Source organism: Streptomyces sp. NPDC006624 (assembly GCF_040611555.1).
Classification (GTDB): Bacteria; Actinomycetota; Actinomycetes; order Streptomycetales; family Streptomycetaceae; genus Streptomyces.
Map to the genome: position 1 here is coordinate 45814 of NZ_JBEXOM010000028.1, position 12786 is coordinate 58599.

The 12786-nt window shown below is 73.9% G+C and carries 12 protein-coding genes; 5 read left to right on the forward strand and 7 right to left on the reverse strand.

Features of this window, described 5'->3' with window-relative positions:
* Positions 1–50: 50 nt before the first annotated feature.
* Together ABZY20_RS33635 and ABZY20_RS33640 are read right to left on the reverse strand one after the other, a co-directional pair.
* Positions 51–1064 carry a 2-hydroxyacid dehydrogenase gene (locus tag ABZY20_RS33635; protein ID WP_356446724.1) on the reverse strand — a complete coding sequence of 338 codons (1014 nt, stop codon included), beginning with the start codon at positions 1062–1064 and terminating at the stop codon, positions 51–53.
* A gap of 194 nt (positions 1065–1258) precedes the next feature.
* On the reverse strand, positions 1259–1882 hold the full coding sequence (locus tag ABZY20_RS33640; protein ID WP_356446726.1) for a hypothetical protein: 624 nt from the start codon (positions 1880–1882) through the stop codon (positions 1259–1261).
* A 516-nt stretch (positions 1883–2398) separates the two neighbouring features.
* Here ABZY20_RS33640 and ABZY20_RS33645 point away from each other — a divergent pair.
* The 4 genes from ABZY20_RS33645 (at position 2399) to ABZY20_RS33660 (ending at position 4778) form a co-directional block, all read left to right on the forward strand.
* A complete protein-coding gene (locus tag ABZY20_RS33645) occupies positions 2399–3157 on the forward strand; it encodes a CBS domain-containing protein (protein ID WP_356446727.1) in 759 nt (252 codons plus the stop codon).
* 68 nt (positions 3158–3225) lie between these two features.
* Complete coding sequence (locus ABZY20_RS33650) at positions 3226–3450, forward strand: hypothetical protein (protein ID WP_356446729.1); 225 nt, start codon at positions 3226–3228, stop codon at positions 3448–3450.
* Positions 3451–3491: 41 nt separating this feature from the next.
* Positions 3492–4022, forward strand: coding sequence for a universal stress protein (locus ABZY20_RS33655; RefSeq protein WP_356446731.1), 531 nt, complete (start codon positions 3492–3494; stop codon positions 4020–4022).
* 99 nt (positions 4023–4121) lie between these two features.
* Complete coding sequence (locus ABZY20_RS33660; RefSeq protein WP_356446733.1) at positions 4122–4778, forward strand: alpha/beta hydrolase; 657 nt, start codon at positions 4122–4124, stop codon at positions 4776–4778.
* 70 nt (positions 4779–4848) lie between these two features.
* Here the strand turns inward: ABZY20_RS33660 and ABZY20_RS33665 are convergent, their stop codons facing one another.
* The 3 genes from ABZY20_RS33665 to ABZY20_RS33675 all read right to left on the reverse strand — a co-directional run bounded on the left by ABZY20_RS33665 (position 4849) and on the right by ABZY20_RS33675 (position 7849).
* Positions 4849–5763, reverse strand: a complete 915-nt coding sequence (locus ABZY20_RS33665) for a universal stress protein (protein WP_356446735.1) — start codon at positions 5761–5763, stop codon at positions 4849–4851.
* A 5-nt stretch (positions 5764–5768) separates the two neighbouring features.
* Positions 5769–6791: a zinc-dependent alcohol dehydrogenase gene (locus ABZY20_RS33670; RefSeq protein ID WP_356446736.1), complete on the reverse strand. Its 1023-nt coding sequence runs from the start codon at positions 6789–6791 to the stop codon at positions 5769–5771.
* 152 nt (positions 6792–6943) lie between these two features.
* A complete protein-coding gene (locus ABZY20_RS33675) occupies positions 6944–7849 on the reverse strand; it encodes a universal stress protein (protein ID WP_356446737.1) in 906 nt (301 codons plus the stop codon).
* A gap of 228 nt (positions 7850–8077) precedes the next feature.
* On the opposite strand from ABZY20_RS33675, the gene ABZY20_RS33680 reads away from it, so the two are divergent.
* Positions 8078–9061 carry a nitroreductase family protein gene (locus ABZY20_RS33680; RefSeq protein ID WP_356446739.1) on the forward strand — a complete coding sequence of 328 codons (984 nt, stop codon included), beginning with the start codon at positions 8078–8080 and terminating at the stop codon, positions 9059–9061.
* Between the two features lie 44 nt (positions 9062–9105).
* Here ABZY20_RS33680 and ABZY20_RS33685 read toward each other — a convergent pair whose 3' ends face one another.
* Together ABZY20_RS33685 and ABZY20_RS33690 are read right to left on the reverse strand one after the other, a co-directional pair.
* Positions 9106–10020 carry a universal stress protein gene (locus ABZY20_RS33685; protein WP_356446740.1) on the reverse strand — a complete coding sequence of 305 codons (915 nt, stop codon included), beginning with the start codon at positions 10018–10020 and terminating at the stop codon, positions 9106–9108.
* A gap of 212 nt (positions 10021–10232) precedes the next feature.
* The gene (locus ABZY20_RS33690) at positions 10233–12617 is read right to left on the reverse strand and encodes a phosphoketolase family protein (protein ID WP_356446742.1); all 2385 of its coding nucleotides are present in this window, start codon (positions 12615–12617) and stop codon (positions 10233–10235) included.
* Between the last annotated feature and the right edge of the window lie 169 nt (positions 12618–12786).

The window sequence follows — 12786 nt, forward strand, 5'->3', positions numbered from 1 at the left end:
TGACCGTGCGGGCGGGCCGTCGGGCGGGCCGTCCGGGTGCGGCCGCCGCCTCAGGTCCGGGCCGGGCGCACCAGGGTGTTGTCGCCGGTGCGGCCCGCGAAGTGGTCGGCCACGTTGGACACCGTCGTGTCGGCGATCTCGCCGACCGCGTCACGGGTGAAGTACGCCTGATGGGAGGTGACGAGGACGTTGGAGAAGGTCATCAGCCGGGCGAGCCGCTCGTCGGTCATCACCTCCAGCGACTTGTCGAGGAAGAACACCCCGGCCTCCTCCTCGTACACGTCCAGGCCGACGCCGCTGAGCCGCCCCGCGCGCAGCGTGGCCAGCAGGGCGTCGGTGTCCACCAGGCCGCCCCGGCTGGAGTTGACCAGGATCGCGTCGTCCTTCATCATCGCCAGCGCTTCGGCGTTCACCAGGTGGTGGGTGTCGGGCAGCAGGGGCACATGGAGGCTGACCAGGTCGGACTCGGCGAACAGCTGCTCGCGCGGCACGTACTCCATACCGAGAGCCCTGCAGTCGGGGTTCTCCGCGATGTCCCAGCCGAGCAGCCGCATGCCGAAGCCGTGCGCGATCCGGGCGAAGGCCGCGCCGATCTTGCCGGTGCCCACCACTCCGGCCGTGCGGCCGCGGAAGTCACGGCCCAGCAGGCCGTCCAGCCGGAAGTCGAACTCACGGGTGCGGTGGGCGGCCCGGACGATCCTGCGGTTGACGGCGAGAGCGAGCGCCCAGGCGAACTCGGCGACCGAGTAGGGCGAGTAGGACGAGACCCGGGCGACGGTCAGGCCGAGCTTCTCGGCGGCGGGCAGGTCGATGTTGTTGTAGCCGGTGGACCGCTGGGCGATCATCCGGGTGCCGCCGTCCGCGAGGACCTGCAGCACCTGCGCGTCGAGGACGTCGTTGACGCTGCTGAGCACGACCTCGTGGCCCACGGCGGTGGGCGCGGTGTCCCGGTCCAGGAACATCCTCAGGCACCGCAGCTCGTGCCGGCCGGCGAACGCCTTGTCGAACGCCTCCCGCAGCAGGGCCTCCTCGTCCGCGAGGACGCCGTAAGCGACGATTTCCACGTGCTCTCCTCCCGAGAGGGACAACGATGACTCCACCCTAGGTCTCCGGCCGCCGGGCCGGTCGGCTCCGTGGCCGCTGTGCGCGTCCCGGCGCGGCGGCGGGACCGGGCGGCGGGTACCCTCCCGGTCCCAGACGGCACCGGCCGGAGTACCGCCGGGATGAGCGGCGGTACTCCGGCCGGTGCGGGCGCGGTTCAGAGCAGCCAGCGGTTGCGGCTGACGAAGGGCAGACGGGCCCATGCCCGGCCCAGGCCCCAGGTGGCGCCGGCGCCCGCGGCCGCGAGGGCGATGAGGACGACGGCGTAGATCAGGTGGTAGTCGGCGAACGGATTGGTCGACATGCTCGCCGAACCGTCGGACAGGTGGCGGGCCGGCGGCCACTCCGCGATCCACATCAGCGCCATCATCGCCGTACCGGCGACGGCGGCCATCCGCAGACCGATGCCCAGGGTCAGCGCCACACCGACACCGAGCAGTCCGAGCATGAACAGCCAGTCCGCCCAGGCGGCCCCGGCCCAGTCGTGGAAGGTCGACTCCATCGGTCCCACGGCGACCGAGCCGAGGAAGCCCTTCGTGGGCGAGCCGCCGTCGATCCAGCCCTTGCCGGACGGGGTGGCGTAGCCGAGACCGAAGGTCTTGTCGAGGAACGCCCACAGGAAGACGAACCCGGTCAGCAGGCGGAGCGAGGCGAGGACGTAGGCGCTCGTCACGGTCGCCGCCGCGGTCGTCGTACCGACCGCCTCGCTGCCCCTCCCGGTCCTCTTCAGCGACGGAAAGCGGAACCCCGCGTGCCGGTGCGGGTGATCGTGAACTGCCATGATGCTCATCCCCTCCAAGGCGACGCCCGGAGTCCCGTTGACTCGCGTTGTCGTCGAGTTCACTGTCCCGGGTCCGTGGAGCGGGCCGCAGGGGCTGCGGGACCCGGAGTGCGGGGCCGAACGTCCCCCTCGTGTGGACCGGGCGGCCACCGTCGTCGTCTCGTCGACGGCCCGGCCCGCAAGGTCGCGCTCCCGGCCGAACCACCCATCGCTCCCTCGTCAGTTGGGGGTTCGGCAGGATGAGCGCCGAGGCGCCGGTGCCCGCGGCGGGGCCCGGCCGGCCGGGCGTACGAAGAGGGCCGCTCGGCCCTGCCGCCTGCCCGCTCAGCCCTACGAGGGACAGGCGTCGGTGGCGGACGCTGGACTCGAAGCCCGGAGCGGCCCCGCCGGACGAGGTGTCCGGTGTGCGCACCGCACGGCCGCCGCGCACGCGGTGCCGGGTGCCGCCACGGGCCGGGGCCGGCTGTGAGCGCCGGCCGTGGAGGACCGGGTCCCGCAGCACCGAGGAGGACTGCCATGAAACCCACGCAGATCGGCGCTCTGATGGCCCGGGACGTCGTCACGGCGGAGTACGGCACACCGTTCAAGGAAGTGGTCCGGCTGCTCGGCGAGCACCGCATCAGCGGGCTCCCGGTGGTCGACGAGGACGACAAGGTCATCGGGGTCGTCTCGGAGACGGACCTGATGCTCCGCCAGGCCGCCGGGCCGGGAGGGGAGACGTGGCTGACCCGGCTGCGTCGGCGGCGTCACAGCCCCGAGTCGAGGTTCGCGAGCCGTGCCCTCCCCCGGGCCTGGCGCGACCCGGCCGGGAGCACCCCCGTGGCCGGCGGTCTCATGTCCGCGCCCGCCGTCACCGTACGCGCCGACGCCACCGTCACCGAGGCCGCGCGGCTCATGGCCGGACACCGTATCGAGCGGCTGCCCGTGGTCGACGAGGAGGACCGGCTCATCGGCATCGTCACGCGCCACGACCTGCTGAAGGTCTTCCTGGGCACCGACGAGGAGATCCGGCGGGCCGTCGGGCGGGAGGTCCTCCTGGACACCCTCGGGGTGGCTCCCCGGACCGTCGCGGTGCAGGTCAGGGACGGTGTGGTCACCCTCTCGGGCGTGCTGGAACGGCGCACCGAGAAGTCCATCGCGCTCGCCCTGACGGGCCGCGTGGACGGTGTCGTCGGCGTCGTCGACGAGCTGGCGTACCGGATCGACGACACGCGTCTCGAGCCGGTCGAGCAGACTCTGCACGGCGTGGCCGACGACTGGCTCCGCAAGCTGTGAACGTCCCCGCCCGGCCCGGGCGGGGACCCGCACCCCGCGTCGTACGCGGGGAAGGAAGGGGGGCAGCCATGATTCCGCTCCTGCTGGTCGGGGCGGCCGTACTGGGCGCGTGCCTGGTGTTCGGCTACAGCTCGTTCGTCGTCGGCTTCGTCCTGATGGCCGTCGGCGTCCTCGGCCTGATCGCGTTCATGTCCACGCCCGGACTGGTCCGGCGCCCCGGCGAACGCGAAGTGATCATCGAGGAGAAGCACTTCATCGGCGAGGGGGACGACCACCGCCGCTACCGCACCTGACCACCCGCACGCTGGACGAGAAGCCGTCCAGGGAGGATGCCATGACTCAACACACCGCCGAGAACACCGTCGTGGTGGGCGTCGACGGGTCCGCGGCGTCCATGGAGGCGCTGCGCTGGGCCGCGTGCCAGGCTCGCGCGCTCGACGCGGACCTCGTCGCCGTGCACGCCTGGGAGCAGGCCGGTACCGGGCTCGCCCCGTACGCGCCCGTGCCGGCACGGCCGTCGGCCGACGAGCAGCGGCACCGGGCCGCGCAGGTGCTCGCGGAGACGGTGCGCGCGGTCCTCGGGCCGCGGACGGGCGGTGCCGTACGCGGCGTCGTGGTGGAGGGGCCGGCCGCGCGGGTGCTGGTGCAGCAGGCGCAGGACGCCCGGCTGCTGGTCCTCGGGCGCACCGCCCGCAGGCAGCGTGATCTGCCCTCGGTGGGCAGCGTCGGTCGCGCCTGCCTGCGGCTCTCGGCGGTCCCCGTGGTCACGGTGCCCGCCGCGGACCCGGCCGCCCGCTCCGCCGCCGCGTCGCTTCAGGCCGTGGTGCCGGGCCGCCGGTACGCCCGTGCCGGCGCGGCCCGGTGAGCGACGGGCTGGGCAGTGACGTGCCGGGGAGTGACCTGCCGGGGAGTGACGTGCTGAGGAGTGGCGTGCTGAGGAGTGGCGTGCTGGGGAGGTGTGCGTATGCGGGCCGGGAAGGGCTCCGCCGCTGAGGAGAGCCCGCTGGGCCGTGACGTGAGCGTGCCCGCGGGGCCGGTGCGTCTGACCGCCCGGCTGGCGCTGCCGGCCGCGCCCCGGGGACTGGTGGCCGTCACCATGGACACCGGCGGGCCGACGGTCGCCGCCGCCCTGCGTCACGCCGGGCTGGGAACCGTACGGCTCGACCTGCTCACCGTGCGGGAGGCGGGCGACCGTCACAACCTCTTCGACGTGCCCCTGCTGGCCCGGCGGCTGGGGGCCGCCTGCCGCTGGCTGGGCGGCGAGACGGGTCTCCCCCTGGGCTGTGCGGGTGGCGGTACGGCCGCGGCGGCCGCGCTGGAGGCCGCGGCGGCGGACGACGCCATCCGTGCCGTGGTCTGCTTCGACGGCCGCCCGGAGCTGGCCCGTCCCGCGGCGCTGGCGCGGGTGCGGGTTCCCGTCCTGTTCGTCGTGGGCGAGTTCGACACCCGGCTGCTCGGGCGCACCCGCCTCGCGGCCCACTGGATGCCCGGCCCGTACGAGATCGCCGAACTGCCCGGCGCACCGCACGCCGTCACCGGAGGGCGGAACGCGGACGTCGCCGCGGAGCTGGCCCGCGACTGGTTCACCGGCCACCTCGGCGGACCCGGGGCGACGCGGTGAGACCAGGTGAGACTCGTTGAGGCGAGGTGAGACGAAGCGAACAGCTGACGAGCGACGCGGTGCCGCCGGGTCACGTTCGGTGCGGGCGGCCGGCGGCCGCGTGCCGGCCCTCGGTGTTTTCCTCGTCGGGTACGACCATGACCGGGCAGGCGGAGTGGTGCAGGACGGTGTGGGCGACCCGACCGAGACGGGGCCCGAACTGCCCGGTGCGGCGGCGGCCGATGACGAGCAGGTCCGCCTCGTGCGAGGCGGCGAGCAGCACTTGGCGCGCATGCCCTTCGGCCGTGCGCCGGTGCAGGACCACCTCCGGCGGGGCGTCGGCGAGGGCGGTCTCCAGTTCCTCGGCGGCACGCTCCTCGTGCAGGCGCTCCGGCGAACCGGCGAGCAGCGGGTGGTCGACCGTCTCGTGCGCGGGGCGCCGCCAGGTCCGTACGGCCTCCAGCGGCACCTCGCGTCGCCGCGCCTCCTCGCAGGCGACGCGCACGGCCGTCGTCGGCGCGTCGGACACGCCGACGACGATGCGGGCGTGCCCTCCGCCGGTGGCCCGGTTGTCGTGGTTGCCGCGGATCACGACGACGGGGCAGTGGGCGCGCGTGGCCACCGTCAGGCTGACGGATCCCAGCAGCGCGTCGGCGAGCCCGCTGCGCCCGCGCGTGCCCACGACGACGACGGAGGCGTCGCGGCTCTCCCGTACGAGGACGTACTCGGGTTCCTCCGGCACGACCGCCGTGGTGACGGGCAGGTCCGGGCGGCGGCGCCGGGCGCGGTCCCCGGCGACGCGGACAATGTCCTCGGCGGCCACGTGCCCGGACGGTCCGCCGAGGTCACGCGCGAGTGCGGCTCCCTCGTACCTCTCCCACAGGGACGCGTAGACCACCCTGAGGGGCAGCCCGCGCAGGGCGGCCTCGTCGGCCGCCCAGTCCAGGGCCCGCAGGCTCGCCTCGGAGCCGTCGACACCGACGACCAGGGGCGGGTGCGCGCGCATGGTCCTCACCTTCCCGTGTCGAGGTCGAAGACGATCCGGGCCTTGACCTGACCGCGCAGGACCTCGTCGATGCAGTCGTTGACCGCCGTGAGCGGCCGGGTCTCACTGATGACCCGGGTCCGGCCCGCCGCGTGGAGCTGGAAGACCTCGGCGAGGTCCTGCCGGGTGCCGACGATGGAACCGATCACCGAGGTGCCGTTGAGCACGGTGTCGAAGATCGGGAGCCGGACGGTGCCGTGCGCCGGGAGGGCCACCATGACGAGCTTGCCGCCGCGCCGCAGCCCGGAGTTGACGGCCTCGAAGGCGGCCGGGTTCACGGCGAGGGCGAGCGCGACATGGGCGCCGCCGTGCCGCTTCAGCTCCGCGCCGACGTCCTGGGTGCGGGCGTCGATGACGATGTCGGCACCGAGTTCCCGGGCCAGCCGGAGCTTGTCGTCGGTGACGTCGACGGCGGCGACCCGCGCCCCGGCGATCTTCGCGTACTGCACCGCCAGGTGCCCGAGCCCGCCGACGCCCGAGACGGCGACCAGCTGGGCGGGCCCGACGCCCGCGACCTTGAGCGCCTTGTACGTGGTGACGCCGGCGCAGGTCAGCGGGGCGGCGTCCAGGGCGCTGACGCCGTCGGGCACGGGCTGGGCGAAGTCGGCCCGGGCGAGCATCTTCTCGGCGTACCCGCCGTCACAGCCGTAGCCGGTGTTGACCTGGCTCTCGCACAGGGTCTCCCAGCCGGACAGGCAGTGCTCGCACCGCCCGCAGGCGCTGCCGAGCCAGGGCACGGCGACGCGCTGCCCGACGGACAGATGGGTCACGCCCTCGCCGAGCTTCTCGACGAGACCGACTCCCTCGTGCCCGGGCACGAACGGCGGGGTGGGCTTGACCGGCCAGTCGCCGTGCGCGGCGTGGATGTCGGTGTGGCACAGCCCGGACGCCTCGACCCGGATGCGGACCTGCCCGGGTCCGGGTTCGGGGTCGGGGCGCTCCTCGATGACCAGGGGTGCCCCGAACTCCTCGACGACAGCTGCCTTCATGGTGCGTTCTCTTTTCTGTTCCCGGGTTCTTCCCGGTTCCGGAGCTACTCGTCCGTTCCGGACCTTCTCGTCCGTTCCGGAGAGCTTTGCTCGTGCTGCGGAGCTTCTCTTGTGTGCGGAGCTTCTCTTCTAGGTGTGCCCGGCCGGCCGTGTCAGTCGTGGGCGACGACGGCGACGGGGGCGGCGGCGTGGTGCAGCACCGCGTGGGCGACGGACCCGATGTGGATGCCGAACGGGCTGCGGCGCACGCGCCGGCCGACGACGACGAGGGACGCGTCACGGGAGGCGTCGACGAGGTGGTTGGCGGGGCTGCCCAGGCGGGAGGTCTCGACGACCTCGACGTCGGGGTACTTCTGCCGCCAGGGCAGCAGCGTCTCGGTGAGCTCGGCGGCCCGCTCGCGGGTGATGTCCTCCCGCGGGTCCACACCGGCCGACAGGCTGTACACGTAGTAGGGGGGCAGGCTCCAGCCCTGGACGACGGTCAGCGCGGCGCCGCGCAGCCGTGCCTCCTCGAAAGCGAAGGCCACGACGGTGTCGTCGGGGCTGTCGCTGTCCAGGCCCAGGACGACGGGCCGGAAGGCGGTGTCGGCCGACGGGGCGCCACCGGAGTCCTCGACGTGCTCGTCGGCGGCCCGCTCACCGGCGCGGATCAGGATGACCGGCACCTCGGCCCGGGCGACCACGGACTGGCCGGCGGACCCGACCAGGAAGCCGGAGAGCCCGCTCAGCGCGCGGGAGCCGAGGACCAGCAGTTCCGCGTCGCGGGAGGCGTCCAGGAGGGCTTCGGCGACGGCGCCGGTGCGCTGTTCGAAGGTCACCTCGACGCCGGGATGACGCCGCCTCAGCTCCTCGGCGGCTTCGCGGGGGACGCGTTCGGTCCAGTGCTGGTGGGTCTCGGCGCCGAGGAGGGGGGCTTGGGCCATCGTCTTCGGCACGGGCAGCCACACATGGACCAGTCGTACACCGGCACCGCGCAACTGCGCCTCGCGGCCCGCCCATTCGGCGGCGGCGCGGCTCTCCAGCGAGCCGTCGAGTCCTACGATGATCGTGCCGGGCATCTGCCCACCTCCTGGTTTCGGTGATCTGAGGAAAGCGTCTCGTGCGCGCCCGTGCCGGGGCAGGGGCCGCTGGTCCCGGTCGGGGACCGAACGTCCCCTGACGGCGGGTGCGATGGGCTCCGGGAACCACGCAGGGCCGTACGGCCCTGGCCGGGGTGGCGCGCCGCCGGGAACCTGGGGAGGTCATCGACCTGCCCCGCCGGACCCGGCAGGGGGGAAGGAGTTCCGATGAGCACTGCGACGCTCGACGCCACCGCGCTGGAACGGCTGGTCGCCGCGGCCGTGGCCGCGCCGTCCCTGCACAACACCCAGCCGTGGCGCTTCGGGATCGATCAGGACACGCGCACCATCCGGGTGTACGCCGCCACCGACCGAGGACTGCGGCACACCGATCCGGCGGGTCGCGCGGTGCACGTGTCCGTGGGTTGTGCGGTCCTCAACCTGCGGGTGGCGGCGGCCCGTTCGGGCTGGGCACCGGTGACACGGCTGCTCCCCCGCCCCGACCGGCCCGACCTGCTCGCCACCGTCCGGCTCGCCGGCACCGCGCGGATCCCGGCGGCGCCGGAGTTGTACGAGGCTCTGTGGCGGCGGCGCAGCAGCCGCTTCCCCTACACGGACCGGCCGCTTCCCGGGCACCTGCTCGCGGAGCTGGCCGAGGCCGCCCACCTGGAAGGGGCCTCGCTCGTCTTTCCGGGGCGGCGGGAGACGGACCGGGTGCTGCGGGCGACGTGGGAGGGGGAGGTCCGCAACCGGGCGGACGCGGACCGGGCGGCGGAGAGCCGCCACTGGTCGAGCGGCCCGCACCCCGCCTCACTGGGGATGCCCGCGGCGGTCGTGGGGCCCCAGGACTCCCTGGAGCGGGTTCCCGTGCGGGACTTCGGGGCGCACCGGCATCCGGCCGTCCTGCTCGCGCGGCCCTACGAGAGGCACCCGGCGCTCGCGCTGCTGCGCACCGCGCACGACCGGCGCACGGACTGGCTGCGGGCCGGGCAGGCGCTGGAGCGGATCCTGCTCGTGGCGACCGCGCACGGCGTGCGGACGTCGCTTCTGCACCAGGCGCTGGAGTGGCCGGATCTGCGCGCCCACCTCGACGGTCCGGCGCGCGGCGGCGGACCGGGCCGCGCCCAGATGGTGATCCGGCTGGGCTACGGTCCCGAGGGCCCGGCGTCCCCGCGCCGAGAGGTCGGGGCGGCCCTGGAGGGCGGCGTCTGAGCGGCGGCCGGGTCCCGGCGGGGACCCGGCCGCGCCTGCCGCGGTCAGGCGTGCGAGATGACGGCCACCGGCGCGGCGGCGTGGTGCAGCAGTGCCTGCGTCACCGGGCCGATGTGGGTGCCGAGCGGTGCCCGGCGGGCGTGCCGGCCCACGACCACGAGCGACGCCCCGCGCGAGGCCTCGACGAGATGGGCGCCCGCGCCCCCGATGGTGGCCTGCGCGTGCACCTCCACCGCCGGGTACTTCTCCTGCCACGGACGCAGCACGTCGGTCAGTTCGCTTCGGGCCCGGGCGGCGGTCTCGGCGCTCAGTTCGGGCATGAGGTCACCGCCGTACTGGTAGGGGGGCAGCGTCCAGCCGTGCACGACCCGCAGGTGCGTCGACCGGCGGGAGGCCGCGTCGAACGCGAACTCGATCACCGGGTCGCTGGGCTTGTGCAGGTCGAGGCCGAGGACGACGTCGCCGTGGGCACCGGTGCCGGTGGCCGGGTCGCCGGTCGGGGGCTGCTCCTCCCCGGTCTGCCCGTCGTGCCGGACGAGGACCACCGGCCGGGTGCTCCAGGCCACGACGGACAGGGCGACGGAGCCGACCAGGTACCCGGCGATCCTGCTCAGGCCGCGCGAGCCGAGCACCAGCAGCTCGGCGTCCTCGGCGGCCTTCAGCAGGGCCGACGCGGGCTGCCCCGGTATCTCGTCGGCGTCGATCCGCAGACCGGGATGACGACGGGCGACGCGGGCGCGCGCCTCGTCCAGCAGGTGCCGCGCCGCTGCGTGCTGCTGCTCGGCCGACGGGACGGGCGCGGTGAACCCGGCCAACGGACCGTAGACCAGGGGCTGCTGCGTCGCGGCGTGCACCAGACGCAGGGGCAGATCACGCAGCAGCGCTTCGCGGGCGGCCCAGTCGGCAGCGGCCAGGCTCTCCGGCGAGCCGTCCAGTCCGGCGGTGACGGTGCGGGGCATGTGGAACCTCCTCGGGGATACGCGTCGAGTCTTGGTCGCCTCACGGCGTGGGGACAGGGGCCGGTGGTCCCTGCCCCCGGAGGCGACGGTCCCGGACTTCGGTCGTGCGGTCCCGATTCCTGTGCGGTCCCGACTCCGGGACCGGGGTGCGGATGGGACCGGCACCGTCCGGGCGCGGTGCCGGTGAGCGTGAGCGTGGGTCGCGGGCCCGGTCAGCCGTCCCAGGCCCAGTCGGCGACCTCGGGCAGGTCGGTGCCGTGCTCGCGGATCCAGTCGTGGTGGCGCAGCCGGGCGTCCTCCATCCGCTGGCGCAGGGCCGTGGCGCGCACCGCGAGTCCCGGGACGCGGTCGATGACGTCCATGACCAGGCGGTAGCGGTCGAGGTCGTTGCTCACCACCATGTCGAACGGCGTGGTCGTGGTGCCGATCTCCTTGTAGCCGCGCACGTGCAGGTTCTTGTGGCCGGTGCGGCGGTAGGCCAGGCGGTGGATGAGCCACGGGTAGCCGTGGTAGGCGAAGATGACCGGCTTGTCGGTGGTGAACAGTGCGTCGTACTCCGCGCCCGGCATGCCGTGCGGGTGCTCCTCCTGCGGCAGCAGCCGGGCCAGGTCGACGACGTTCACCACCCGGACGGACAGCTCGGGCAGGTACCGGCGCAGCAACTGGGCGGCGGCGAGGATCTCCTGGGTGGGCACGTCGCCCGCGCAGGCGAGCACGACGTCCGGTTCCCGCAGGCCGTCCTCGGTGCCCGCCCACTCCCAGACGCCGGCGCCGCGGGCGCAGTGGACCTTGGCCTGCTCCATGGTCAGCCAGTCGAAGCAGGGCTGCTTGCCGGCCACGATGACGTTGACGTAGTCGCGGCTGCGCAGGGCGTGGTCCGCGACCGACAGCAGGGTGTTGGCGTCCGGCGGCAGATAGACCCGCACCACCTCGGGGCTCTTGTTCAGCACGTGGTCGACGAAACCGGGGTCCTGGTGCGAGAAGCCGTTGTGGTCCTGCCGCCACACGTGGGAGGTCAGCAGGTAGTTGAGGGAGGCGATGGGCGCCCGCCACGGCAGGCGGCGGGTGACGCGCAGCCACTTGATGTGCTGGTTGACCATCGAGTCGACGATGTGCACGAACGCCTCGTAGCAGGAGAACAGCCCGTGCCGCCCGGTCAGGAGGTAACCCTCCAGCCAGCCCTGACAGGTGTGTTCGGAGAGGATCTCCATCACCCGGCCGTGCCGGTCCAGGTGCTCGTCGACGGAGAGGGTCTCCGCCTGCCAGGCCTTGCCGCTGGCCTCGAAGACGGCCTGGAGCCGGTTGGAGGCGGTCTCGTCCGGGCCGACCAGCCGGAAATCGCGCCGGTCCGCAGTGGCCCGCATCACGTCCTCCAGCAGGTCGCCGAGGACCCGGGTGGGTTCGTGCAGGGTGGTGCCGGGCTTGCCGACCTCGACGGCGTACGTGTCCAGCGACGGCAGGGGCAGTTCGCGCAGCAGGAGACCACCGTTGGCGTGCGGGGTGGCGCCGAGCCGCCGCGCGCCGTCCGGGACGCAGGCCAGTACGTCGGCGCGGGGACCGCCGTGCTCGTCGAACAGTTCCTCGGGCCGGTAGGAGCGCAGCCAGTTCTCCAGCTGCCGCAGATGGTCGGGGTTGTCACGGACCCCGGAGAGGGGCACCTGGTGCGCACGCCAGGTGCCCTCCACCGGCACACCGTCGACCTCGGCCGGGCCGGTCCAGCCCTTCGGGGTGCGCAGCACGATCACCGGCCAGCGCGGACGCCCGGTCGCACCCTCCTCCCGGGCCGCGCGCTGCGCCTGTGCGATCCGGTCCAGCGCGGTGTCCATCGCCCCGGCCATCGCCCGGTGCACCGCGGCCGGATCGTCCCCGCCGACATGGATCGGCTCATGACCGTAGCCGCGCAGGAGTTCGTCCAGCTCGGCCTCGGGCAGCCGGGACAGCACCGTCGGATTGGCGATCTTGTAACCGTTGAGATGCAGGATCGGCAGCACGGCACCGTCGTGCACCGGATCGAGGAACTTGTCGGAATGCCACGACGCGGCCAGCGGACCCGTCTCCGCCTCCCCGTCACCGACCACACACGCCACCAGCAGATCCGGGTTGTCGAGGGCGGCGCCATAGGCGTGGGCGAGGGAGTAGCCGAGCTCGCCGCCCTCGTGGATGGAACCGGGTGTCTCCGGGGCGACATGGCTGGGCACGCCGCCGGGGAAGGAGAACTGCTTGAACAGCCGGGCCATGCCCGCCGCGTCCCGTGTGATGTCGGGGTACGTCTGCGTGTACGTGCCCTCCAGCCAGGAGTTGGCCAGCACCGCCGGTCCGCCGTGCCCCGGCCCCCAGATGCACAGCGCGTCCAGGTCGCGGGCCTTGACGACCCGGTTGAGGTGGGTGTGCACCAGGTTCAGGCCCGGCGAGGTGCCCCAGTGGCCCAGTAACCGCGGCTTGACGTGCTCGGGCCGCAGCGGCTCGGTCAGCAGGGGGTTGTCCATCAGGTAGATCTGGCCCACCGCCAGGTAGTTCGCGGCGCGCCAGTGGGCGTCCAGCTGCTTCAGCTCCTCACCCGTGAGTTCGGTGGACGTCGGTTGCGTGTCGGCGGACATGGGGTCCTTCCGTGTCGAGTCGTCGGTCGGGAGCGCGGACCGGCCGGAGCTGTCCACCCTCGTCCGGTGACCGTGTACCCACCAGGGCCCGTAGGGCCCTTACCGGGTCCGGGGGTCCTTGTGCCGCCGGGCACCGGAGCCGGGGGGGGACGACCGGCCCGCCACGGCC

Coding starts and splice junctions, on each gene's coding strand:
- ABZY20_RS33675 (WP_356446737.1), bottom strand. CDS start 7,849: ATGCCCGGCACGATCATCGTAGGACTCGACGGCTCGCTGGAGAGCCGC.
- ABZY20_RS33650 (WP_356446729.1), top strand. CDS start 3,226: ATGATTCCGCTCCTGCTGGTCGGGGCGGCCGTACTGGGCGCGTGCCTG.
- ABZY20_RS33655 (WP_356446731.1), top strand. CDS start 3,492: ATGACTCAACACACCGCCGAGAACACCGTCGTGGTGGGCGTCGACGGG.
- ABZY20_RS33660 (WP_356446733.1), top strand. CDS start 4,122: ATGCGGGCCGGGAAGGGCTCCGCCGCTGAGGAGAGCCCGCTGGGCCGT.
- ABZY20_RS33680 (WP_356446739.1), top strand. CDS start 8,078: ATGAGCACTGCGACGCTCGACGCCACCGCGCTGGAACGGCTGGTCGCC.
- ABZY20_RS33670 (WP_356446736.1), bottom strand. CDS start 6,791: ATGAAGGCAGCTGTCGTCGAGGAGTTCGGGGCACCCCTGGTCATCGAG.
- ABZY20_RS33645 (WP_356446727.1), top strand. CDS start 2,399: ATGAAACCCACGCAGATCGGCGCTCTGATGGCCCGGGACGTCGTCACG.
- ABZY20_RS33685 (WP_356446740.1), bottom strand. CDS start 10,020: ATGCCCCGCACCGTCACCGCCGGACTGGACGGCTCGCCGGAGAGCCTG.
- ABZY20_RS33665 (WP_356446735.1), bottom strand. CDS start 5,763: ATGCGCGCGCACCCGCCCCTGGTCGTCGGTGTCGACGGCTCCGAGGCG.
- ABZY20_RS33690 (WP_356446742.1), bottom strand. CDS start 12,617: ATGTCCGCCGACACGCAACCGACGTCCACCGAACTCACGGGTGAGGAG.
- ABZY20_RS33640 (WP_356446726.1), bottom strand. CDS start 1,882: ATGGCAGTTCACGATCACCCGCACCGGCACGCGGGGTTCCGCTTTCCG.